This is a genomic window from Lysobacter yananisis (genome assembly GCF_031199375.1).
Classification (GTDB): domain Bacteria; phylum Pseudomonadota; class Gammaproteobacteria; order Xanthomonadales; family Xanthomonadaceae; genus Lysobacter; species Lysobacter yananisis.
Genome location: NZ_CP133568.1, coordinates 5325957 through 5347510 on the forward strand (window position 1 = coordinate 5325957; position 21554 = coordinate 5347510).

21 protein-coding genes and 1 pseudogene are annotated in these 21554 nt (G+C 71.6%); 16 read left to right on the plus strand and 6 right to left on the minus strand.

What is annotated here, in order from left to right; translation table 11 throughout:
- Positions 1–213 precede the first annotated feature (213 nt).
- The 4 genes from RDV84_RS21720 (at position 214) to RDV84_RS21735 (ending at position 2541) form a co-directional block, all read left to right on the plus strand.
- On the plus strand, positions 214–744 hold the full coding sequence (locus tag RDV84_RS21720; RefSeq protein WP_057947266.1) for a phage tail protein: 531 nt from the start codon (positions 214–216) through the stop codon (positions 742–744).
- 70 nt (positions 745–814) lie between these two features.
- Entirely contained in the window at positions 815–1345 is a 531-nt protein-coding gene (locus RDV84_RS21725; RefSeq protein ID WP_057947265.1) for a phage tail protein, read from the plus strand.
- Between the two features lie 66 nt (positions 1346–1411).
- Positions 1412–1942 (plus strand): phage tail protein, encoded by a 531-nt coding sequence (locus tag RDV84_RS21730; protein WP_057947264.1) that lies wholly within the window; start codon positions 1412–1414, stop codon positions 1940–1942.
- Positions 1943–1950: 8 nt separating this feature from the next.
- Positions 1951–2541 (plus strand): GNAT family N-acetyltransferase, encoded by a 591-nt coding sequence (locus RDV84_RS21735; protein WP_078996973.1) that lies wholly within the window; start codon positions 1951–1953, stop codon positions 2539–2541.
- A gap of 159 nt (positions 2542–2700) precedes the next feature.
- On the opposite strand, the gene RDV84_RS21740 is transcribed toward RDV84_RS21735, so the two are convergent.
- The gene (locus RDV84_RS21740; protein ID WP_309151556.1) at positions 2701–2994 is read right to left on the minus strand and encodes a DUF6916 family protein; all 294 of its coding nucleotides are present in this window, start codon (positions 2992–2994) and stop codon (positions 2701–2703) included.
- Positions 2995–3894: 900 nt separating this feature from the next.
- Entirely contained in the window at positions 3895–4461 is a 567-nt protein-coding gene (locus tag RDV84_RS21745; RefSeq protein WP_057947262.1) for an Ig-like domain-containing protein, read from the minus strand.
- A 344-nt stretch (positions 4462–4805) separates the two neighbouring features.
- Between RDV84_RS21745 and RDV84_RS27010 the strand changes: the two genes are divergently transcribed.
- Positions 4806–5009, plus strand: coding sequence for a DUF6053 domain-containing protein (locus RDV84_RS27010; protein ID WP_425606202.1), 204 nt, complete (start codon positions 4806–4808; stop codon positions 5007–5009).
- Here the strand turns inward: RDV84_RS27010 and RDV84_RS21750 are convergent.
- Entirely contained in the window at positions 4946–5455 is a 510-nt protein-coding gene (locus RDV84_RS21750) for a DUF1993 domain-containing protein (RefSeq protein ID WP_309151557.1), read from the minus strand. The genes RDV84_RS27010 and RDV84_RS21750 overlap by 64 nt on opposite strands.
- Positions 5456–5548: 93 nt before the next feature.
- Positions 5549–6031 carry a redox-sensitive transcriptional activator SoxR gene (gene soxR / locus RDV84_RS21755; protein WP_057950066.1) on the minus strand — a complete coding sequence of 161 codons (483 nt, stop codon included), beginning with the start codon at positions 6029–6031 and terminating at the stop codon, positions 5549–5551.
- A 129-nt stretch (positions 6032–6160) separates the two neighbouring features.
- On the opposite strand from soxR, the gene RDV84_RS21760 reads away from it, so the two are divergent.
- From RDV84_RS21760 to RDV84_RS27015, 3 genes and pseudogenes are all read left to right on the plus strand, one after another.
- Positions 6161–7153 carry an NADP-dependent oxidoreductase gene (locus tag RDV84_RS21760; RefSeq protein ID WP_309151558.1) on the plus strand — a complete coding sequence of 331 codons (993 nt, stop codon included), beginning with the start codon at positions 6161–6163 and terminating at the stop codon, positions 7151–7153.
- A 494-nt stretch (positions 7154–7647) separates the two neighbouring features.
- A complete protein-coding gene (locus tag RDV84_RS21765; protein WP_231783979.1) occupies positions 7648–8934 on the plus strand; it encodes an MFS transporter in 1287 nt (428 codons plus the stop codon).
- A gap of 5 nt (positions 8935–8939) precedes the next feature.
- Positions 8940–9029 (plus strand): annotated as a pseudogene (locus tag RDV84_RS27015) (DUF6053 domain-containing protein); the annotation flags it as partial.
- Positions 9030–9064: 35 nt separating this feature from the next.
- Here RDV84_RS27015 and RDV84_RS21770 read toward each other — a convergent pair.
- Positions 9065–10282 carry a glycosyltransferase gene (locus RDV84_RS21770; RefSeq protein ID WP_309151559.1) on the minus strand — a complete coding sequence of 406 codons (1218 nt, stop codon included), beginning with the start codon at positions 10280–10282 and terminating at the stop codon, positions 9065–9067.
- A gap of 385 nt (positions 10283–10667) precedes the next feature.
- Here RDV84_RS21770 and RDV84_RS21775 point away from each other — a divergent pair, with 385 nt between their 5' ends.
- The 3 genes from RDV84_RS21775 (at position 10668) to RDV84_RS21785 (ending at position 14046) form a co-directional block, all read left to right on the plus strand.
- Positions 10668–12173: a phospholipase D family protein gene (locus RDV84_RS21775; protein WP_309151561.1), complete on the plus strand. Its 1506-nt coding sequence runs from the start codon at positions 10668–10670 to the stop codon at positions 12171–12173.
- A 174-nt stretch (positions 12174–12347) separates the two neighbouring features.
- On the plus strand, positions 12348–12875 hold the full coding sequence (locus RDV84_RS21780) for a YgjP-like metallopeptidase domain-containing protein (protein WP_425606201.1): 528 nt from the start codon (positions 12348–12350) through the stop codon (positions 12873–12875).
- A gap of 355 nt (positions 12876–13230) precedes the next feature.
- The gene (locus RDV84_RS21785) at positions 13231–14046 is read left to right on the plus strand and encodes a 2OG-Fe(II) oxygenase (RefSeq protein WP_250442983.1); all 816 of its coding nucleotides are present in this window, start codon (positions 13231–13233) and stop codon (positions 14044–14046) included.
- A gap of 70 nt (positions 14047–14116) precedes the next feature.
- Here the strand turns inward: RDV84_RS21785 and RDV84_RS21790 are convergent, their stop codons facing one another.
- Complete coding sequence (locus RDV84_RS21790) at positions 14117–15397, minus strand: MFS transporter (RefSeq protein ID WP_057947255.1); 1281 nt, start codon at positions 15395–15397, stop codon at positions 14117–14119.
- 217 nt (positions 15398–15614) lie between these two features.
- Between RDV84_RS21790 and RDV84_RS21795 the strand changes: the two genes are divergently transcribed.
- The 5 genes from RDV84_RS21795 to RDV84_RS21815 all read left to right on the plus strand — a co-directional run bounded on the left by RDV84_RS21795 (position 15615) and on the right by RDV84_RS21815 (position 21472).
- Entirely contained in the window at positions 15615–16730 is a 1116-nt protein-coding gene (locus tag RDV84_RS21795; RefSeq protein ID WP_309151562.1) for an oxidoreductase, read from the plus strand.
- Positions 16731–17349: 619 nt separating this feature from the next.
- Entirely contained in the window at positions 17350–18156 is an 807-nt protein-coding gene (locus RDV84_RS21800; protein WP_309151563.1) for a hypothetical protein, read from the plus strand.
- Positions 18157–18540: 384 nt separating this feature from the next.
- Positions 18541–19710 (plus strand): carboxylate-amine ligase, encoded by a 1170-nt coding sequence (locus RDV84_RS21805; protein WP_309151564.1) that lies wholly within the window; start codon positions 18541–18543, stop codon positions 19708–19710.
- Positions 19707–20507, plus strand: a complete 801-nt coding sequence (locus RDV84_RS21810; RefSeq protein WP_078996944.1) for a gamma-glutamyl-gamma-aminobutyrate hydrolase family protein — start codon at positions 19707–19709, stop codon at positions 20505–20507. Before RDV84_RS21805 ends, RDV84_RS21810 begins: the two co-directional genes overlap by 4 nt.
- A 128-nt stretch (positions 20508–20635) precedes the next feature.
- Complete coding sequence (locus RDV84_RS21815; RefSeq protein ID WP_309151565.1) at positions 20636–21472, plus strand: hypothetical protein; 837 nt, start codon at positions 20636–20638, stop codon at positions 21470–21472.
- Positions 21473–21554: the final 82 nt, after the last annotated feature.

Here is a 21554-nt window from a genome sequence, read left to right on the forward strand (position 1 = left end):
CATCCCTTTCATTGACCTGATACGCAAAACGGATGCGAAAGCGGCCGCCTTCGGCGCCGATTCGCGTTAAGCAAGGGCATGGCGCTGCTGCGCCATACCCGGACCCGGCCGGAACGGCCCGTTTCGCCTTGCGCGGACGGGGCCTGCGGCCGAGGCTCCGGGCACGCAGTCCCGGCGCGCGCACGGCGCCCGGAAACACCTCTGGGGGAAGAGATGACAGAAGTATTCTTGGGGCAGATCACGACCTTCGGCTTCAATTTCGCGCCGAAGAATTTCGCTTTTTGCAACGGCCAGCTGCTGGCGATCGCGCAGAACCAGGCGCTGTTCTCGTTGCTGGGCACCATGTACGGCGGCAACGGCACCACCAATTTCGCCCTGCCCGACCTGCGCGGCCGCACGCCGGTGGGGGCCGGCAATTCGGTCGACCCGGGCTGGAACCCGGCGCCCTACCCTCAGGGCCAGTCCGGCGGCGTCGAGAACGTGACCCTGCTGCCGACGCAGATGCCCAATCACAATCACACCCTGGGTTGCAATACCGGGGCGGCCACCAGCCGCAATCCGAACGGCCTGTTCCTGGGCACCACCGACAAAGAGATCTACTCCGCCACCGGCGGCCCCCAGGTCGCGCTCAGCGCGGCCACCATCGGCACTGCCGGCAGCACCCAGCCGCACAGCAACGTGCAGCCCTACCTGGCGATCAACTTCTGCATCGCCCTGAACGGCATCTACCCCTCGCGCAACTGACTCGCGAACGAGCCTGAGGCCGCGCCGCGGCCCCTCCTATCCGCAGTACGACATTCCTGGAGCATCTCTCATGAGCGAGCCATACCTGGGCGAGATCCGCCTGTTCGGATTCACGCGCGTCCCGCAAGGCTGGTACGCCTGCAACGGCCAAATGGTTTCCATCGCCGAAAACGAAGCGCTGTTCATGCTGCTCGGCACCATTTACGGCGGCGACGGCATCACCACCTTCGCCGTGCCCGACATGCAAGGCCGCGTGCCGGTCCATTTCGGCACCTCCCCCGGCTTGAGCACGTACGTCATCGGCCAGCGCGCCGGCAGCGAAAGCATCACCCTGATCGGCCAGCAGATGCCGCAGCACACCCACACCATGGTCGCGACCACGTTGACCGCCACCGCGAAAACGCCGGCGGCGAACCTGGAACTGGGCGCGCTCAACGGCGACGTGCTGTACGTCACCGACACCAGCGGCGCGAGCGCGTTCCCCGCCAGCCCCTTGTCGGTCAGCGCGGTCGGCGGCAACCAGCCGCACGAGAACCAGATGCCGACGCTCACCGTGCAGTACTGCATCGCCGCTTACGGCGTGTTCCCGTCGCAGAGCTGACTTTCCGCACTTACCGGCCCGCGCTGGCGACGCCGCCGCGACGGGCCGCAGATCGAGGAGCTACCCATGACCGAACCCTTCATCGCCCAAATCCAGCAATTCGGCTTCAATTTCGCGCCGCGCGGCTGGGCCGCGTGCAACGGCGCCACCATGGCGATCCAGCAGAACACCGCGCTTTTCGCGCTGTTGGGCACCCAGTACGGCGGCAACGGCCAGACCACGTTCCAGTTGCCCAACTTCATCAACCGCGCCGCTACCAATCAGGGCCGCGGACCCGGCTTGACCCCGCACGACATCGGCGAGCCGTTCGGGGTCAATGCGGTCACCCTGACCACCAACGAGATGCCGACGCACTCGCATTCGCTGAACATCTACAACCAGCCCACCGACACCAAGAAAGCGCCCTCGCCGTCCAACGGCAACTCGCTGGGCTCGCCGAGCATGAACGCGTTCGTCGCCTCCAACGCCGCCAACGCGCCGTTGGCGCCGACGGTGCTGCAGCCCGCCGGCGGCGGCCAGCCGCACGAGAACCGGCAGCCGTACCTGGCGATGAACTTCTGCATCGCGCTGCAGGGCGTGTTCCCGGCGTTCGGCTGATGCAGCCCATGGCCTCCGCCGCGCCGGCGCTGGCGTTCCCGCCGCGCGCCGAACGCACGGACCTCCCCGCGCCCCCGGAGGGGCGCGGGGACGGCTTCGACCTGCCCGCATCGCTGAGCGAACGCGGGATCGGCCTGCGCCCGGCGCGCGCCGACGACATCGGCTGGCTGCGCGCGCTGTACCGCCAACTGCGCGCGGGCGAGTTCGCGCCGATGGGCTGGCCGCCGCAGGCGCTGGCCGCGTTCCTCGACCAGCAGTTCGCGATGCAGCACCTGCACTACGTGCGCTACTACGAACGCGCCGACTTCCTGGTGGTGGAGCGCGAAGGCGCGCCGATCGGCCGGATCTACCTGCAGCGCGCCGCGCCGGAGCATCTGCTGGTGGACATCAGCCTGGACGCGCGCACGCACGGCAGCGGCATCGGCGGCGGCCTGGTGCGCTGGGCCCAGCACGAAGCGCACGCGCGCGGACGCGGCATGCGCCTGCACGTGGAACACGGCAACCACGGCGCGCGCCGGCTGTACGAGCGCCTGGGATTCGTGTTGACCGAGAACCTGCCGACCCACGCGGCGATGCGCTGGGAGTCGGACCTGCGCTGAGTCCCGTCGCGACGGCGGGCGACTCGCTGCATGCGCCGTCGGCGCCGCGGCGGATTTCGGCCGCGCGGAAACGATTCGAAGCGTGCGGCGTGCGATCCCATGGCGCGCGGACGCGACGCCGAACCGAGTCCGCGCCGACCCGCGCGGGCGCTTGCCGGCTTAGTTGAATACGGCCTGGTAGAGGAAGCCCTCGCGCTCGCGCGCGACCGGGACCAGGAAGATGCCGACCTCGCCGATCGAGGCGTGGCGCATCGGATAGATCTGCTGCGGGAACAGGAACGCAGAGGCGTTGCGGAACAGCAGCGAGAACGGCACCCGTCCCGCCATCGGCTGCGGCTGGGTGCTCAGCGCGCGCGCCTCGACCAACACGAACGGGATTTCGCCGTCGTTGATGCGCGCGGCGTAGGTCTCGTTCACGTGCGAAGAAAAATGATCGAGCGTCAGCAGTTCCATGCGGGCCTCCCCGAAAGCCGAGGCCGCATCGTCCCTGCGACGGCGCGCGGATGCAAGCCCCCGCTGCGCGGCGTGCGAAGTCGGCCGACCGGCGGCGGCGCGCAACGCAGCGGCGCGCGCGGGACTGCGTCGGCCTGGGCGCGCTGCGCGCATCCGAGCGCATCCGAGCGCATCCGAGCGCATCCGAGCGCATCCGAGCGCATCCGAGCGCAAAGCGTCGGGCCTGAAGGCCCTGCCACGATGGCATTCGAAGCGTCCAGGCTTGTGTGGGAGGGCCTTCAGGCCCGACGCCTTGCGATCCGCGGCTACGCGCCTCCCGCATCGCCCGGCCCCGGCCGCCACGCCGCGCCCAGAGCGGCGCGACGGCCGGAGCCGCCGACGTCGCGGGCATCCTGCCCGCTCGACTTCCATCACTGACGAGGATGAAAGACGTCCTGTTCCTGCGGATGCGTCGCCGCGTGCGCGGTTTCGCGCCCGGCCACGCCCCGCGCGAGACCACGCCCGGCGTTACGTATTCGCCGGCGATCGCGCGAACAACCCAAGCCGGCGCGATCGCCGCGCCGATCCGTCGCCGCATGCAAGCGAGAACCGCTGCATGCGCCGGCCTAGCATCGCGTTTCGGCCCGTACCGGCCGCGGCGGCGCAGATCGATCTGCCTGCGCACGCCGCGACCGCCCGACACCGGGGAACCGCCGCCACCGCCGCGCCCTGCGCGCGACCGCGCGCTCGCTTCGGCCGTCACCACGACGAGACGACCGGCGCAGCGTGCGCGCCAGCGCAACAGGCGCGGGCGGTGGCGGCATCGGCTCGCGCGCCTGGCGCCGGGAGCCGTCCCCTACCCCATTGCGGGGTCTTGCCGGCGCCGCCGCCTTGCGCGGCGGCGCCCGTTTCGCACGGCGGCTACAAGGCCGCCGCGGCCGTCGCCGGCAGCGCGCGGTCGCGGATCGCGGTCACCGCGACCATCGCTTCCGCGCTCGCGCCGCCGGCCTGCACGCGATAGGTGTAGCTGTCCACGCCGGCGAAGCCGGGATCGGGACGATAGGTCGCGCGGTCGCGCTCGATCGTGACCCGGCCGTGGCGCGGCGCCTGGACCAGGCTGTAGCGCAGCGGCGCGCCGTTGCCGACGAAACCGCGCAGCGCCACGGTCGAATCGGCGCCGTCGACGCTGTGGGTGACCAGGTCGCCCGCGCGCAGCGGTTCGAAGCGGCGCAGCTGCGCCAGCTCGCGCGCGATCGGCGCCAGCGCCGCGTCGCCGCGCGGCTGCAACGCGCGCTGGAAGCGCTCGCGGTCCGCGCGCCGCTGCTCGGCGTCGTGCGCGCGCGCCTGCTGCGATGCGGCGGAGACGACCTGGCTGAGGGAAAGGTCGAGAAGTCCATCCTTCGACTGCGGGGCGCCGATCGCGCCCGCCCCCAGCGCGATCAGCGCCAGGCTCAGCACGAGGGGCCCCTGGATACTCTTGTACGGCATGCCAACTCCTTCTGGTGGGATCTCGGGGATCGGATGATCCGAAGATTCCGGACCGCGCATCCGTGCGCGCGCCGCTTGCGCGATCGCGTCCATGGCCTGGGTCCGGACCCGTTCGCAAGCGCTTGCCGCCAACGGGAAAACATCATCGCAAGCGGGCGTCGCAGGGGCCGAGACCCGGTGCGAACGCGGTCGAAAAAAGCGATGGAAATCCGCGTGCGCGCGGTTCGCCGTGCGGTCGTTTTCGCGCTGGGACCGGGCTGTGTTTTCGCTGCGACCTGAGCGGAAAGCGTCGGGCCTGAAGGCCCTCCCACAAGAGCCGCAGCGGCCGCAAGTCCAGCGCTGTCGTGGGAGGGCCTTCAGGCCCGATGCTTTGCGCTCAGGTCGCCATGAAATCCCGGCAAAAGCGCGCGCACAACCGCAACGAAAAAGGCCCACCGAAGCGGGCCCTTTCATTCGAACTCGAATCCGGATTCGATCGGCGGACTCAGTACTGCCCCATGAAATCGCGCTTGCCGATCTCCACGCCGTTGCTGCGCAGGATCGCGTAAGCGGTGGTCGCATGGAAGAAGAACTGCGGCAGGCCATAGTGCACCAGATAGTCGCGGCCGTTGAAGCGGCGCTCCTTCGGCGTGCCGGGACGCAGCACGATCTCGCGGTCGTCCGCGCCTTCGAACAGCGCCGGCTCCAGGCCGTCGAGGAAGGCGCGGGTCTTGGCGATCAACGCCTGCAGTTCGTCGAAGCCGCGCTCGCTGTCGTCGTACACCGGCACCGCGACGTCGGCCAGGCGCGCGCCGATGCCCTTGGCGAAGTCGCAGGCGATCTGGACCTGGCGCAGCAGCGGGAACATGTCGGGGAACAGGCGCGCCTGCAGGTAGGCGTCGGCGTCGATCTTGCGCTCGGCGGCGTGGGCCTGGGTGCGTTCGAGGATCGTGGACAGGCTGCCGAGCAGTTGCTGCAGCACCGGGACGCTGGCGGAGTACATCGATACGGTCATGGCGGAACCGAAGTGGGGAAGGCCGACCATGATACGAGGAGCGAGCGTGGAGGAGTGAGGAGTGAGCGAAAGCTTTGGCTCGCTCCTGCGAACTCATTCCTGCGCCTTCTTGCCCCGCCGCTTCGGCCGGCTCTCCTTCAACGCCGCCGCCCAGCGCTGCGCGCCGGAGCCCGCCTCGCCCCAGGCGTCGTCGGGATTGGCCAGACGGCAGCGGTCCAGCGACAGGCAGCCGCAGCCGATGCATTGGTCCAGGGTGTCGCGCATCAGGCTCAGGTGGGCGATGCGCTGCTCCAGCTCGTCCTTCCACGCCGCCGACAGCCGGCTCCAGTCGGCGCGGTTGGGCACGCGCGAATCCGGCAGCGTGTCCAGCGCCTCGCGGATCGTCGCCAGCGGCATGCCGACGCGCTGCGCGACCCGGATCACCGCGATCCGGCGCAGCGTGTCGCGGCTGTAGCGGCGCTGGTTGCCGCCGGTGCGCACGCTGTGGATCAGGCCCTTGGCCTCGTAGAAGTGCAGCGCCGACACCGCCACGCCGGAGCGCTCGGCCACCTGCCCCACGCTCAATTCCATCGCCATGCTCATGCACCGCCTCGGTCGGTCCGCGCGGCCCGGGCCGGAACTGCGGCAAAAAACCGCACGCAGGCCCTTGACCTCAACTTAAGTCCAGGTTCTATGCTGCTCCCCGTCCCAATCAGGCGTCAAGTCATGGCCTTCCAGCGCAAGCGCGCGCCCGCGCACGATCCGCTTCCTTCCCCCCGGGTCAAGGCCGTGGTGTTCGACCGCTACGGCGCGCCGGAAGTGCTGCGCGCGATCGAACTGCCGATGCCGCAGGCCGCCGCCGGCGAAGTCCGGGTGCGGGTGCGCGCGGCCGGCGTGCGGCCCAGCGACATCGCCCTGCGCAGCGGCCTGGGCGCGCGCGCCGGCGGCCGCGGCGGCGCGCGCTTTCCGCGCCGGCTCGGCAACGAGTTCGCCGGCGTGGTCGATCAGGTCGGCGCCGGCGTGAGCGGCTTCCAGCCCGGCGACGAAGTGATGGGCTGGGCCGCGGCGATGAGTTACGCCGAAGCGCTGACGGTGCCGGCCGAACAGTTGGTGCCCAAGCCGCACACCATGACCTGGGCGGTCGCCGGCGCCCTGCCCTCGACCGGCCAGACCGCGCACGCCGCGCTGCGCCAGCTCGAGGTCGGCGCCGGCCACACCCTGCTCATCCACGGCGCCGCCGGCGCGCTGGGCTGCGTCACGGTGCAGTTGGCGGTGGCCTGGGGCGCGCGCGTGATCGGCACCGCCGCCGCGGCCGACCACGACTACCTGCGCACGCTCGGCGCGCAGCCGGTGGCCGACGACGACGGCGGCATCGAGCGCGTGCGCGCGCTCGCCCCCGGCGGCGTCGACGCACTGTTCGACGCCAGCGGCGACGACGGATTCGCGCAATGGCTGCAGCGCATCGCCGCGGCGCGCGCGCTGAGCCTGTCGCCGCGCCACGGCCTGCCGGCGCTGCGCAGCCAGCGCAGCCGCGAACGCCTCGCCGAGCTGGTCGCCGTGCACCAGCGCCACGGCCTGTTGGTGCCGGTGCGCGAGATGTTCCCGCTGACCCGCGCCGCCGAGGCGCACCGCGCGGTCGAGCGCGGCCCCGCGCGCGGCAAGGTGGTGCTGATGGTGTACGAGGCCATGCCGTTGTCGCTGCTGAGGTTGAGCGCATGAGCGAGCGCGGCGGCGATGCCCCGGATGCGCGCGAGCGGACGTTGTCGGGAGAGCCTGCGGAGCCGATGGGCCATGTGATCGGGTCGCAGGGCAGCGGGGCCGCAGGCTCTCCCGACAGCGTCCGCGGCGCGCCGTCTGGCGCGGACGTTTCCACCCCGGTCCCCGACGAACCCATGCTGGCGCAGCGGAGCGGACCGGCCGGGGTGGGAGCGTCCGTGCGAGGCGGTGCGCGGCGGGACGCGGCGAGCGGAACGAAAGACGTCGGGACTGAAGTCCCTCCCACAAGAGTTGCGGTCACCTTCGGTGCGGGCGAGGACGCAGCGAGCGGAACGGAAGGCATCGGGACTGAAGTCCCTCCCACAAGAGCCGCGGCCGCCTTTGGTGCGGGCGAGGACGCGGCGAGCGGAGCGGAAGGCATCGGGACTGAAGTCCCGGCCGCGCAGGGCCTGTTCGCGCCGCGTTATCGCGGGCTCACCGCCGGCGCGGTCGCGCTGGTGTCTCTGGTCGGGTTCGAAGCGCTGGCGGTGACCACGGCGATGCCGACCGTGGCGCGCGCGCTCGACGGCCTGCCGCTGTACGCGCTCGCTTTCGCCGGGACGCTGGCCGCCAGCGTGGTCGGCATGGTCGCGGCCGGACGCTGGGCCGACGCGCGCGGGCCGGCCGCGCCGCTGCGCCACGGCATCGCCTGGTTCGCGCTGGGCCTGGTCGTCGCCGGGCTGGCGCCGGCGATGGGCTGGCTGGTCGCCGGACGGGTGATCCAGGGCTTCGGCGGCGGGCTGATCTCGGTGGCGCTGTACGTGGTGGTCGGCCGGGTCTATCCGCCGGCGTTGCGGGTCAAGATCTTCGCCGCCTTCGCCGCGGCCTGGGTGCTGCCGGCGATCGTCGGTCCGGCGATCAGCGGCGCCATCGTCGAACACTTCGGCTGGCGCTGGGTGTTCCTGGCGGTGCCGGCGGTCGCGGCGCTGGCCGCGTGCTGGGTGCTGCCGGCGCTGCGCGGGCTGGGCCCGGTGGCGCAGGCCGAACCGGCGCGCCGCGGCGACGCGCTGCGGCTGCCGTGGGCGCTGCTGGCCACCGCCAGCCTGCTGGCCCTGCACTACGGCGGCCAGCAGCGCGGCTGGGGCGCGCTGGCGTGGCTGCTGCCGGCCGCCGCCGCGCTGATGCTCGCTGCCTCGCAGCTGCTGCCGCGCGGCGCGCTGCGCGCCGCGCGCGGCCTGCCGACCGTGGTCTCGCTGCGCGGCATCGCCGCCGGCGCCTATTTCCTCACCGAGGCCTACATCCCGCTGCTGCTGTCGTCCGAGCGCGGCCTGTCGCCGACCTGGGCCGGCGCGGTGCTGACCCTCGGCGCGATCGGCTGGTCGAGCGGCTCGTGGCTGCGCGGTCGCGATGCCCAGCCACGGCGGCCGTGGCGCTACCTGCAGGCGGGCATGGCGATGATCGCGCTCGGCGTGGCGACGATCGCGGCGATGGCGCTGCTGCGCGCGCCGGTCGCGCTCGGCATCGCCGGCTGGATCGTCGCCGGCCTGGGCATGGGCCTGATCTACCCGACCCTGTCGGTGCTGATGCTGGAGCTGTCGCCGCCGCAGGAACAGGGCCGCAACTCCTCGGCGCTGCACCTGGGCGATGCGATCTACACCGCCGCCGCGCTGGCCGCGGGCGGCTCGCTGTTCGCCGCGCTGCTGGCGCGCTCGCACACGCTGGCGTACGTCTGTGGGTTCGCGATCGCGCTGGCGCTGGCGTTGCTGGGCCTGGCGCTGGCGGCGCGAGTGCGGGTCGCGCGGTGACGCGGATGGGCCGAACTGTGGGAGGGCCTTCAGGCCCGACGCGCTTGTTTCAGATCGCCGTGATCGGAACCGAAAGCGTCGGGCCTGAAGGCCCTCCCACAACAGCCTGGACCTTGGGCCGCGGCGGCGCTCAGCGCGCGGCCTGCGCCTGCGGCTTCGACGCCGCGAGCTTGCGCGGCGCGGCCTGCGCCAGGCGCTGGTACAGCGCCACCACCTGCTCCATCAGCCCCTGCGTGCTCCAGCCGCGCGCGTCCACCGGCCCGGCCGCCGACAGCTGCGCGCGCAGTTCCGGCGAACGCAGCACCCGGCTCACGTGCGCGGCGAAGTCCTCGACGTTCTCCTCGCTGACGACCGCGCTGCGCGCGTCGCGCAGCACGGTCGCGGTGCCCATCACCGCGGTGGAGACGATCGGCACGCCCAGCGCCATCGCCTCGATCAGCACCAGGCCCTGGGTCTCGGTCGGCGAGGCGAACACGAACGCATCGCCGGCGCGGTAGGCGTCGAGCAAGGTCGTGCGGCGGTCGAGGTTGCCGAAGAAGCGCACGTTGGCGTCGAGCCCGTACTCTTTCGACAGCCGCTTCAGCCGCTCGGCGTCTGGACCTTCGCCGGCGATGATGAACATCAGCTCGGGGAAATCCGCGACCAGCCGACGCGCCACCTGCAGCAGGAAAGCGATGTTCTTCTCCACCGCCAGCCGGCTCACCGTCACCAGGGTCGGGCGCGTCGCCTCGATGCCGTGCTCGGCGCGGAAATGCGCGCCGTCGCCGCGCGAAAATTCGTCCAGGTCGATCCCGGTCGGCAGCACCGTCGACGGCGTGGCGATGCCGTAGCGGTCCAGCACCTCGACCATCTGCGCGGTCGGCACGATCAGGTGATCCACGCCGTGGCAGAGCATGCGCGAGAGCCGGCGCGCCACCAGCCGCAACAGCGCCACCGGCGCCCACGGCAGGTAGTGGCCGATGTATTCCTCGAAATAGGTGTGGTAGGTCTCCACCGTCGGCCGGCCGGTGCGCTCGGCCAGGCGCACGCCCAGGCGGTGGGCCTGGAACGGGGTGTGGATGTGGATCACGTCCCAGTGCCGCTGCGCCAGTTCCGGCAATACCCGGCGCAGTTCCGGCGCGCGGATCAGCCGGTCCTCGGGGTCGAAGAAGATCACCCGCGCCGGCAGCCGGACGATTTCGAACTCGTCGCTGTCGTGCAGCTCCTGGCCGCTGCCGGGACCGTAGTCCGGCGCCACCAGGGTCACCGCGTGGCCCATGCGCGCCAGCGACTGGGCGAAGGTGCGGATCGAGGTCGACACCCCGTTGACCCGCGGGAAGTACACGTCCGAGAGCATCAGGATGTTCATCCCGCCCAGCCTAGGCCGGGCCGATGACCGATTTGTGTCCCCGGCCGGCGCGCCGCGACCCTGCTGCGGCGTAGGGTGGGCGGGCCGGCGGTGGCCTGGCCTCAAGGAAAGCCCTGTGCCTGAGCGGAAGGCCCCTGTGCCTTTGTGGGAGGGCCTTCAGGCCCGACGCTTTCGTATCAGGCCTGATCGAAAGCGCGTCGGGCCCAATCGAAAAGCGTCGGGCCTGAAGGCCCTCCCACAGAGACATGAGGCCCCTCCCACATAGGCTATGGAGGCCATCCCACAAAAGGCATGAAGCGCTGCGCGAGCGCGCCGCCCGCACCGCCGAGCTTGCGCAAGCGGCCGGCGGTCCCGACCATGGCCCACCGTCCCGCCCACCACGCCGATGCACCACGCCCCCGCCCTCGACAACGACACCGATCCGGGCGCCGCCCCGGTCCGTCGCCCGCGCCGCCTGCGTCTGGCGCTCGCGCTGTTCCTGCTGGCCTGGATCGCCAGCGGCGTCTACCACGTCTACAAGCCGCTGCCGCCCGGCGTCGGCGTCGCCGGCCCGCTGCGCAGCGCGCGCGAGGTCGCCCTGCTGACCGACCTGACCTGGACCGACGCCCAGGGCGCGCGCCACAGCGACCAGCAGGTGTTCGACGAAGCCCTGCGCCTGATCGGCCAGGCCCGCCGCGCGATCGTCGCCGACCAGTTCCTGTTCAACGATTTCGGTACTGAGAACCCGGGCGAAACGCGCTATCGCCGGCTCAGCCAGGAACTCACCGAGGCGCTGGTCGCACGCAAGCGCGCCGTGCCCGGCCTCACCGTGGTGCTGATCACCGACCCGATCAATACCGTCTACGGCGGCCGGGTCTCGCCGCAGTTGCAGCAGTTGCGCGACGCCGGCGTCGAGGTCGTGATCACCGACCTCGCCCGCCTGCGCACGCCCAACCCGGCGTGGTCGGGCTTGTGGCAGCTGTGCTGCCGCTGGGCCGGCAACGACAGCGACGGCGGCTGGCTGCCCAATCCGCTCGGCCCCGGCAAGGTCGGCCTGCGCAGCTGGCTGGCGCTGTTGAATCTCAACGCCAACCACCGCAAGACCCTGGTCGTCGACCAGGGCGAGGACTGGACCGCGCTGGTGGCTTCGGCCAATCCGCACGACGCCAGCAGCCTGCACGGCAACGTCGCCCTGCGCTTCAGCGGCGCCGCCGCGCTCGACCTGCTGGCCAGCGAGCGCGCGGTGGCGGCGCTGTCGGGCGCGGCGTGGCCGCGCGCGCTGCCGGCCTCGGTGCCGCGCGAAAGCATCGTCGACAGCACCAGCGCGCCGCGCGTGCAGGTGCTCACCGAGGGCCGCATCCGCGATGCCCTGCTCGCCGCGGTCGACGGCGCGCGCGGCGGCGACCGCCTGGACATCGCCGTGTTCTATTTCTCCCACCGCCGCCTGGTCGACGCGGTGACCGCCGCGCACAAGCGCGGGGTGGCGGTGCGGGTGCTGCTGGACCCGAACGAGGACGCATTCGGGCGCAAGAAGAACGGCGTGCCCAACCGCCAGGTCGCCGCCGAACTGGTCGCCGCCGGCGTGCCGCTGCGCTGGTGCGACACCCACGGCGAGCAGTGCCACGCCAAGCTGCTGCTGCGCCACGGCGCCGACGGCAAGATCGAGCTGATAGCCGGCTCGGCCAACTACACCCGCCGCAACCTCGACGACTACAACCTGGAATCCAGCGCGCGCGTGGTCGCGCTCGACGACGCGCCGGTGGCGCGGCAGGCGCGGACCTACTTCGAGCGCAGCTGGAGCAACAGCGACGGGCGTATCTTCAGCGCGGACTACGCCAAGTACGCCGACGATTCGGCCCTGCGCAAGGTCTGGTACCGGATCGCCGAAGCCAGCGGCCTGTCGAGTTTCTGACCCGAAGCTTCCTGTAGGAGCGGCGCGAGCCGCGACCGCGACAACGCAGCTGCGACGGCAGTTCCGACGTAGTTGCGTTGTCGTGGTCGCGGCTCGCGCCGCTCCTACAGTCGGGCTCCGCCGCTACCGGGCGCGGGCGCCACGTCGCGCGAACTGGCGACGCGACCGGCGACGATGCCGTATCGTGCGCGCATGGACCCGCTCCGCTACCTGCGCGGCTACCCGCCGCACGTGCTGACCCAAGTGCAAGCGCTGATCGACGCCGGCAAGCTCGGCGAGACGCTGCGCAAGCGCTACGATCACGCCGGCCACGCGGTGCGCGACGACAAGGCCCTGTTCGCCTACGTGGTGGCGATCAAGGACCGCTACATGCGCAAGGCCGATCCGCTCAACAAGGTGATCTACGACAATAAGCTGCATGTGGTGAGCCAGGCGCTGGGCACCCACACCGCGATCTCGCGCGTGCAAGGCGGCAGGCTCAAGGCCGCGCGCGAGATCCGCATCGCCACCGTGTTCCGCGACGCGCCCGAGCCGTTCCTGGAGATGATCGCCGTGCACGAGCTGGCTCACCTCAAGCACCGCGAACACGACAAGGGCTTCTACCAGTTGTGCGCGCACATGAGCCGCGACTACCACCAGCTCGAATTCGACCTGCGCCTGTACCTGACCGCGCAGGAAACCGAGTCCGCCGGCGCGCGCTGACGCCTTCGCGGCCTTCGCTGCCGCGACCCCGGCCCCTGCGGCGATGCGGGAAGCGCGCCTGTCGCGCCGCCCGAACGCGCTGCCGTGGACCCGCGGCGGCGCCAATTCCGGCAAAGTCGCCCTGCCGACGGGCCCGCCGCCGCTCCGCGCGCGGGCGAACGCCATGGAAACGGCGCGCGACGAGGCCAGAGGCGACCGTTCAATCCCGCCGGCACAAGACGCTCGACAGGCCCGCAGTCGTACGAATTACAGCCCGAATGCACCACGTCCGCGCCGCCCCACGCCCGCCACCGGGGACCCTCCACCCCAGTGCGGTTAGAATCGGCGGCTTCCACCGCACAACCCAGCTCCCGCCATGGACCGCATCGAGATCGGCCGCCTGATCGAACAACGCCTGACCGCCGAGGCCGCGAGCCTGCAGGCCCAGTGGCGCGAACACGGCGCGATCCGCCACTGCTTCGTCGACGACCTGCTGCCGCCGGCGCTGGCGCAGCGCATCCACGCCGCGTTCCCGCCGCCGTCGAGCATGATGCTGCGCAAGAACCTGCGCGAGCTGAAGTACGTGTCGGCGCAGATGGACCAGCACGACCGCCTGCTGGAGGAAATCGTGTTCGCGTTCCAGCAGCCGGGCGTGCTCGAACAGGTGCGCGTCATCACCGGGCTGCGCTCGCTGTATCCGGACGAGCACCTGTACGCGGGCGGCATCTCGGTCATGGGCCAGGGCCACTTCCTCAACCCGCACCTGGACAATTCGCACGACAAGGACCGCGAACGCTACCGCGTGCTGAACCTGCTGTACTACGTGTCGCCGGACTGGAGCCAGGCCGACGGCGCCAACCTGGAGCTGTGGCCGCAGGGCCCGCAGGGCGAACCGATCACCGTGGTCAGCCGCTTCAACCGCCTCGCGCTGATGGTGACCGACCAGAGCTCCTGGCATTCGGTGTCGCCCAACCGCAGCGAGCGCGCGCGTTGCTGCGTGTCGAACTACTACTTCTCCGACCACCCCGTCGGCGACGCCGACTACTTCCACCCGACCTCGTTCCGCGGACGCCCCGAGCAGCGCGTGCGCGACCTGGCGCTGCGCGCCGACGCGTCGCTGCGCGGCTGGGTGCGCAAGCTGTTCCCGAAGGGACTGCGGGCGACGCGGCACGTCTACCGCCGCGACCGCTGAGGCGCGCTGCGGCCAGCGCGGCAACGTGTCCTGCCGCGGCCGTCGGCGAAGCCCGACGGCGCGCCGCGGCTCAGCGCGCCGGTTCGTCCTCGCGCATCATCAGCAACGCGATCAGGGTCAGCGCGCCGGCGGCGGCGAGGTAATAGCCGACATAGGCCAGGCTGTAGCGCTCGGCCAGGAACATCGCGATCGACGGCGCCAGCGAGGCGCCGAGGATGCCGGCGAAGTTGAACGCCAGCGAGGCGCCGGTGTAGCGCACCGCGGTCGGGAACATCTCCGCCAGGATCGTGCCCAGCGGCCCGTAGGTCAGGCCCATCACCCCCAGGCCCAGGCTCAGGAACGCGAACACGCCCCAGGGGTTGCCGGCCACGAACAGGCGCTCGAACAACACCCCGAACAGCATCACCGCCAGGGTCGAGACGATCATCGCCAGGCGCCGTCCCTTGCGGTCGGCGAACACCGCCGACAGCGGGATGGTGGCGGCGAAGCACAGTACGCTGCCCAGCTGCAGCAGCAGGAACTGGTGGCGGGTGTAGCCCAGGTGCGAGGTGCCCCAGCCCAGCGCGAACACCGTCATCAGGTAGAACAGCACGAACGTCGCCAGCGCGGCGAAGGTGCCGGCGACGAGGGCGCCGGGGTGCTTCAGCAGCACGTTGAGCATCGGCACCTTGACCCGCTCGTGATGGTCCATCGCCTTGCGGAACGCCGGCGTCTCGCTGATGCTCAGGCGCACCCACAGGCCGACGAACACCAGCGCCGCGCTGGACCAGAACGGCACCCGCCAGCCCCAGGCGAAGAACGCCTCGTCGCCCATCAGGTCGGTCAGCAGCAGGAAGATGCCGGTCGACAGGAAGAAACCGATCGGCGCGCCCAACTGCGGAAACATGCCGTACCAGGCGCGCTTGCCCGGCGGCGCGTTCTCGGTCGCCAGCAGCACCGCGCCGCCCCACTCGCCGCCCAGGCCCAGGCCCTGGCCGAAGCGGCACAGCGCCAGCGCGATCGGCGCCACGATGCCGATGCTCTGGTAGGTCGGCAGCAGGCCGATGATCACCGTCGACAGGCCCATGGTCAGCAGCGCCGCCACCAGCGTGGCCTTGCGCCCGATGCGGTCGCCGAAGTGGCCGAACAGCGCCGCGCCGATCGGGCGGGCGAAGAACGCCAGCGCGAACGCGGCCAGCGACTGCAACTGCGCGGTGTTGGGATCGGCCGAGGGGAAGAACAGCTGCGGGAACACCAGCACCGCGGCGGTGGCGTAGATGTAGAAGTCGAAGAACTCGATGGTGGTGCCGATCAGGCTCGCGAACAGCACGCGCGAGGGGGAATTGACCGTGGCCGGCGCGGCTGCGCTCATCGGGTGTCCGGATTGTGGGGGGAGGTGCTGCATTGATACCCGATCCCGGCCCGGTTCGGCAAAGGCCCAATAGTCGAAGCGGTCGTCGTAGCCGTCGCCGCGGCCCTTCGTCGCAGTTCTTCGCCGAAGCGGACGTCGCATCGGCACGGTCGCCGCCGCTGGCCGCGCGCGGCGCGATCCGGCAAGGTGGCACCCTCCCCCCTCGATCGCCACGCACATGAGCGAACCCGCGCCCCTCCGCGTCGCCCTGATCGGTTATGGCTTCGCCGGCCAGACCTTCCACGCGCCCCTGATCGCGGCCACGCCGGGACTGGAGCTGGCCGTGGTCGGCTCCAGCGACGCGGCCAAGGTCGGCGCCGACCTGCCCGCGATCGCGGTCGTCGCCGACCCGCTGCAGGCCGCCACCGACGCGCGCGCCGAGCTGGTGGTGATCGCCACGCCCAACCACAGCCACGCGCCGCTCGCGCGCACGGCGATGGCCGCCGGCAAGCACGTGGTGGTCGACAAGCCCTTCACCCTGGACCTGGCCGAAGCGCGCGAACTGGCCGCGCTGGCGCAGCGCCACGACAGGCTGCTGTCGGTGTTCCAGAACCGGCGCTGGGACAGCGACTACCTGGGGATCAAGCAGGCGGTCGAATCCGGCCGGCTCGGCGCGATCGCGCATTTCGAATCGCACATCGACCGCTTCCGCCCGCAGGTGCGCGAGCGCTGGCGCGAACAAGCCGGTCCCGGCACCGGGGTGTGGTGGGACCTCGGCCCGCATCTGGCCGACCAAGCGCTGCAGTTGTTCGGCCCACCCGAGCGGGTGTTCGCCAGCCTGGCGCTGCAGCGCGAAGGCGCGGTGGTCGCCGATTGGGCGCACGTGGTGCTGGAATACCCGCGCCTGCGCGCGATCCTGCACGCCGGCATGCTCGCCGCCGGCGGCAGCCCGCGCTTCCTGGTCCACGGCAGCAGCGGCAGCCTGCTCAAGGCGCACGCCGACCGCCAGGAAGCGCAGTTGCTCGCCGGCCTGACCCCGGGCGCGCCGGGCTGGGGCGAGGACCCCGATCCGCTGCAATGGTTCGGCCCGGCCCGCGCCGAACACTGGCCGACGCCGGCCGGGGACCAGCGCGGTTATTACGCCGCCGTGCGCAACGCGATCCGCGGCCAGGACCTCAACCCGGTGCCGCCGGAGCAGGCGGTCGCGCTGATGGCGGTGCTCGAAGCGGCGGCCGAGTCGGCCGCGCAGGGACGCGCGATCGCGCCGGACCTGAGCGAAGCCGAACGCGCCGCCGCCGACGAAATGCGGCTGTGGCGGGCCGAACTGCGCGCGTCCTCGCTCGCGCAGCGCTGAGCGCCGGCGGGCCGCGCGCGGCGCCGGCTTTTGCGCGCGAAGCGAATCGAGCGCGCCGCAACGAAAAAATCTTCGCGCGCGCGCAATCCGCGCGCGCCTGAACCGCGCCGCCGCCGATCACGTTCGCGGCTGGACCGCGCGCACGCCGGCCCCGCACGCGCGCGAAGAATTGCAAGCGCGGCGAAACCCGCAAGCGCGCTGCGCGCACACGCGCAGCGATCAATCCATCGCAGATCGGCAAAGCGGACCTAAGCCCGGCGGCTATTGCGCGAAACATCAAGGTTTCGCCGGCGCGCGCTTTCCTACTCTGTGCGCGCTGCAACCGAGCGGCGCCGCCACTCCCCGACGCGGCGCCGCGACGCAACGGATGCGTTCTTGCACTTCACCGGTCCCGCTCGATCCGCGGGCCGTTGCTTAGTTGCGCCAGGTCCGGCCGCGGCCGGATCCGAGCCATGACTGCAGTTGCGGCGCGGCCCCGGCCGCGCCGCGTTACCGGGGAGCCCTCGGCGGCCTCGTCCCTCGCCAACGCTTCGGCGCGCCCGCGCCGACGGCGGCGCGTGCGCGCGGCGTCGCGGCCACAACCCACCGTCCCTCCCTCTCCACCGAGCAGGTACTCACCATGAATCAGCGCATCTCCCGCTCCGTCCGCCTGGGCGCCTTCGCCTGCGCCCTGGGCCTGTCCTTCGTCGCCACCCACGCCAGCGCGCAGAGCGCGGAAGTCGTCTCGGCCGGGGTCAAGGCCTGCGCGCTCAGCGGCGGCGTCACCGTCACCGTGCTGGGCCTCAACACCACCCTGCCGCTGCCGTGCACCGGCCAGGCCCAGGTCGTCGCGCCCGGCAGCAAGGAGAACAGCGCGCTCGGCCTCGACGTCGGCCTGCTCGGCCTGGTCAGCGTGGTCAAGCTCGACGTCGCCCGCCAGCGCCCCGACTACACCAACGCCAGCGGCGCCACCGCGCTGGACGGCCGCTCCAGCGTCGGCGGCCTGAGCCTGGTGCAGAACCTGGTCGCGCTGGAAGGCGCCACCGGCGCGCTGTCGTGCGACTCGCTGACCGGCAGCACCGTGCTGCAGTGCCAGGCCAGCGCCGACGTCGCCAACGTGCGCATCGCCGGCGGCGACGTCATCACCGTGCCCTCGCCGCTGCCGAAGAACTTCGCCGTGCCGGTCGGCGGCAGCCTGCGCCTGGTCGTGCTCGGCATCCCGGTGGAAGTGCCGGTCGGCGGCGCGTTGACCCTCAACCGCGTCGACACCGCCGGCGTCGGCAGCGCCAACGTCAGCGTCGTGCACAAGCCGGTGCAGCTGACCCTGGGCGGCAGCGTCTCGGTCGGCGGCCTGGGCCTGATCGGCGTGCAGGTCGAAGCCGCCGCCACGCCCGCGACCATCAACGTGCGCGGTCGCTCGCCGTTCACCGCGATCCAGGTGGACTGAGCTTCGCCGCCGCCGCTGCGCACCACGCCCCGCGCCCGGAACGGCGCGGGGCTCTTGTTGGCAGATAGCGGCCAAGCGGCGCAACACCGCAAGCGCCGGAGGTTTCCGCGACCCCGGCGCTGAAGCAACCGACCGAAGCCCCCTGTAGGAGCGGCGCGAGCCGCGACCGCGCCAACGCAACTGCGATGAAAGCCCGGCGTAGTTGGGTTGTCGCGGTCGCGGCTCGCGCCGCTCCTACAGGGCGCCTGCGCGCTCGCACCGCGCTCACGGATTCGCCGTGCGCCGTCGCGCCGCTTCAACGGATTCTTAGCGTTCAGCGCGTTAAGTTTCCCGCATGACGAACCCGACCCGTTCGACCCGTTCGCAATCCCGGGATCGCCTGCGATGAGCGCGCAGTGCGATTACAGCTTCGGCATCGAGGAAGAGTTCTTCCTGGTGCGCCCCCACAGCCGCCTGCTCGCGACCCAGGTGCCCGCGCGCCTGCTCAAGCGCGCGCGCGCCGAACTCGGCGAATGCATCGAAAGCGAACTGCTGCAGGCGCAGATCGAAATCGCCTCGCCGGTGCAATGCGACATCGGCCAGGCCCGCCGCCAGCTCGGCGAGCTGCGCCGCGGCCTGGCCGAACTGGCGCACGAGCACGGCCTGGCCCTGCTCGCCGCCGGCACCCATCCGCTCGGCCAGTGGCGCGAGCAGAGCCCGACCGACAAGCCGCGCTACCGGCAACTGGTCGAGGATTTCCAGATCGTCGCCCGGCGCAGCCAGGTCTGCGGCCTGCACGTGCACGTGCAACTGCCCGACGGCGTCGACCGGGTCCAGGCGATGAACCGGGCGATGCCGTGGCTGCCGCTGCTGCTGGCGCTGTCGACCTCCTCGCCGTTCTGGGACCGCTTGAACAGCGGGCTGATGAGCTACCGCCAGGCCATGTACGACGAATGGCCGCGCACCGGCATCCCCGACTTCTTCGCCGGCGAAGCCGAATACGACGCCTTCGCCGACCTGCTCACGCGCGCCGGCGCGATCGCCGACGCCGGCTCGCTGTGGTGGGCGATCCGGCCGTCGCCGAACTTCCCCACCGTCGAGCTGCGCATCGCCGACGCGTGCACCCACCTCGACGACAGCCTCGCCATCGCCGCGCTGTTCCGCTGCCTGATGCGCCACATCGCCCGCCACCGCGCCGAACCGCCGCCGTGCGACGCGGCCACGCGCCGGCTCATCGACGAGAACCGCTGGCGGGCCAAGCGCTCGGGCCTGCAGGCCGAGTTCATCGACGCGCGCGGCGGCAGCGAACCCGCGCTGGAACAATTGCGGCGGCTGCGCGAACTGGTCGCCGAAGATGCCGCCGCGCTGGACTGCACCCAGGCGCTGCGGCGCCTGGACACCATCGCCGAACGCGGCACCAGCGCGCACGCGCAGTTGGCGATCTACCGCGAACACCGCCAGCGCGGCGCCAGCCGCAACGGCGCGCTGAAGGCGGTGGTCGACTGGCTGCTGCACGCCACCGTCCCCGCCGCGGCCGACGCCGCGCCCACACCGTCCGCACCGGATTCGCCATGACCCAGCCCGCCCGCAAACTGTTGATCGGCCTGTCGCCGCGCATGATGCGCAACCTGCCGCCGGAGTACGGCTTCCGCAACAAGACCCTGCAATACCTCGAACAGTCGATGGCGCATTGGGTCATGGGCAGCGGCGCGCTGGTGGTGATGATCCCCACCGTCGACGCCGAAGGCGCGGTGCAGGCCAGCGACCTGTCGGTGCGCGACTACGCCGGCGCGCTCGACGGCCTGATCCTGCAGGGCGGCGCCGACATCGACCCGGTCGCCTACGGCGAGCGCCCCAGCGAACTGCTGATGACCACCGATCCGGACCGCGACCGCTTCGAGCTGAACCTGCTGCGCGCCTTCGTCGAGGTCGGCAAGCCGGTGCTGGGCGTGTGTCGCGGCATGCAGCTGATCAACGTCGCCCACGGCGGCAGCCTGTACCAGGATCTGGTCGGCGGCGGCGCGACCCGCGCCGAGCACTACATCCCCGCCCAGTACGACGAACACAAGCACGCCCTGCGCATGCGCGAGGACGGCTGGCTCGCCGCGCTGTATCCGCAGGTGCCGCAGCCGCAGGTCAATTCGATCCACCACCAGGGCATCAAGCAGCTCGGCGAGGGCCTGGAGGTCGAAGCCTGGTCCGAGGACGGCATTCCCGAATGCGTGCGCGGCCAGGGCGAGGGCTTCGTGGTCGGCGTGCAATGGCATCCGGAGTTCCACGACCACCGCTTCCCCGAACTGCTGCCCGGGCGGCCGCTGCTGATGGCGTTCATCGAAGCCGCGCGCGAACGCGCGCGGGCGCTGGCGGCCTGAGTTACGGCTCGCCCGCAATGCGTCTGCTTTTTTTGTGCATCCGCGACAGACGGCGCAGTGGTTGCGAAACGGCCTTCACAAGGCCGCGGGTATGGTCGGGCCGACTCATCCGCACAAGGATTCGCCACATGAGTGCTTCAGGTTCCGCGCCGCTGCTCGCCGCTATCGCCGCCACCGCCCTGCTCGCCGCTTGCCAGCGCCAGGCCGCGCCGACTCCCACCGCCGAGGCACCCAAGCCCGCCACCGCTGCGGCGCCCACGGCCAAGCCCGCTGCAGCGCCCGCCGCGACCGATCCGGCCGCGTTGCAAGCCGCGGTCGAAGCGACAATGAAGCAGCAATACGGCGACAGTTTCGACGCCGCGCAGGGCTGCTGGAAGTTCAGCGCCCGCTTCGAGCAAGGCGGCAGCGAAGACTACTGCATGCGCGCAGGCCGGCCGGAAGTGGTCGATCTGCAAGGCGAGCGCCGGCTGTACCTCGCCGCCCACAACGTGCCCGACGCCGAGGGCTATCTGTACGGCCACGCGTCCTCCGGCCTGATGGGCGCGTTCGTGCTCGGCCCCGACGGACGCGGCGGCTGGACCCTGCTGGCCGGCGACCGGCAACTCACCTCCGGCAGCTCCGGCTATTGCGGTTGCGACGACGCGCAGTTGGTGCGCATCGGCGCGCGGACCATGGCCTGGAAATTCGCCAGCGGCGGCGTGTGGCAGGGCATCGTCGTGTCCAGCTACAGCCTGGTCGCGCCGGTCGGCGACAAGGTCCTCGACCTCAGCCAGATCCCGGAGGTCGCCGAGGACGACCAGGACCACGAATACGCCATCGAGATCGACGGCAGCGACCTCGCCAAGCCGTTCTTCCCGCTGCGGGTGACCCAGCGTCCGCAGCAGCCCGGCAAGGGCAAGGAAACGGTGCAGGTGGTCGAGTTCGATCCGATCAAGCAGGTCTACGCGCTGCCTGAGGCGAAGTAGCCGCACCACCGCACGAACGACGCGACCGCAAGAAAACGGGAGCGGCCCAGGCCGCCCCCGTTGCATCGGCATGATCGCCCGC

What these genes read in the sequence shown, in the direction of transcription:
- RDV84_RS21720 (WP_057947266.1), top strand. Translation starts at nt 214, where the DNA reads ATGACAGAAGTATTCTTGGGGCAGATCACGACCTTCGGCTTCAATTTC.
- RDV84_RS21725 (WP_057947265.1), top strand. Translation starts at nt 815, where the DNA reads ATGAGCGAGCCATACCTGGGCGAGATCCGCCTGTTCGGATTCACGCGC.
- RDV84_RS21730 (WP_057947264.1), top strand. Translation starts at nt 1,412, where the DNA reads ATGACCGAACCCTTCATCGCCCAAATCCAGCAATTCGGCTTCAATTTC.
- RDV84_RS21735 (WP_078996973.1), top strand. Translation starts at nt 1,951, where the DNA reads ATGGCCTCCGCCGCGCCGGCGCTGGCGTTCCCGCCGCGCGCCGAACGC.
- RDV84_RS21740 (WP_309151556.1), bottom strand. Translation starts at nt 2,994, where the DNA reads ATGGAACTGCTGACGCTCGATCATTTTTCTTCGCACGTGAACGAGACC.
- RDV84_RS21745 (WP_057947262.1), bottom strand. Translation starts at nt 4,461, where the DNA reads ATGCCGTACAAGAGTATCCAGGGGCCCCTCGTGCTGAGCCTGGCGCTG.
- RDV84_RS21750 (WP_309151557.1), bottom strand. Translation starts at nt 5,455, where the DNA reads ATGACCGTATCGATGTACTCCGCCAGCGTCCCGGTGCTGCAGCAACTG.
- soxR (WP_057950066.1), bottom strand. Translation starts at nt 6,031, where the DNA reads ATGGCGATGGAATTGAGCGTGGGGCAGGTGGCCGAGCGCTCCGGCGTG.
- RDV84_RS21760 (WP_309151558.1), top strand. Translation starts at nt 6,161, where the DNA reads ATGGCCTTCCAGCGCAAGCGCGCGCCCGCGCACGATCCGCTTCCTTCC.
- RDV84_RS21770 (WP_309151559.1), bottom strand. Translation starts at nt 10,282, where the DNA reads ATGAACATCCTGATGCTCTCGGACGTGTACTTCCCGCGGGTCAACGGG.
- RDV84_RS21775 (WP_309151561.1), top strand. Translation starts at nt 10,668, where the DNA reads ATGCACCACGCCCCCGCCCTCGACAACGACACCGATCCGGGCGCCGCC.
- RDV84_RS21780 (WP_425606201.1), top strand. Translation starts at nt 12,348, where the DNA reads ATGCCGTATCGTGCGCGCATGGACCCGCTCCGCTACCTGCGCGGCTAC.
- RDV84_RS21785 (WP_250442983.1), top strand. Translation starts at nt 13,231, where the DNA reads ATGGACCGCATCGAGATCGGCCGCCTGATCGAACAACGCCTGACCGCC.
- RDV84_RS21790 (WP_057947255.1), bottom strand. Translation starts at nt 15,397, where the DNA reads ATGAGCGCAGCCGCGCCGGCCACGGTCAATTCCCCCTCGCGCGTGCTG.
- RDV84_RS21795 (WP_309151562.1), top strand. Translation starts at nt 15,615, where the DNA reads ATGAGCGAACCCGCGCCCCTCCGCGTCGCCCTGATCGGTTATGGCTTC.
- RDV84_RS21800 (WP_309151563.1), top strand. Translation starts at nt 17,350, where the DNA reads ATGAATCAGCGCATCTCCCGCTCCGTCCGCCTGGGCGCCTTCGCCTGC.
- RDV84_RS21805 (WP_309151564.1), top strand. Translation starts at nt 18,541, where the DNA reads ATGAGCGCGCAGTGCGATTACAGCTTCGGCATCGAGGAAGAGTTCTTC.
- RDV84_RS21810 (WP_078996944.1), top strand. Translation starts at nt 19,707, where the DNA reads ATGACCCAGCCCGCCCGCAAACTGTTGATCGGCCTGTCGCCGCGCATG.
- RDV84_RS21815 (WP_309151565.1), top strand. Translation starts at nt 20,636, where the DNA reads ATGAGTGCTTCAGGTTCCGCGCCGCTGCTCGCCGCTATCGCCGCCACC.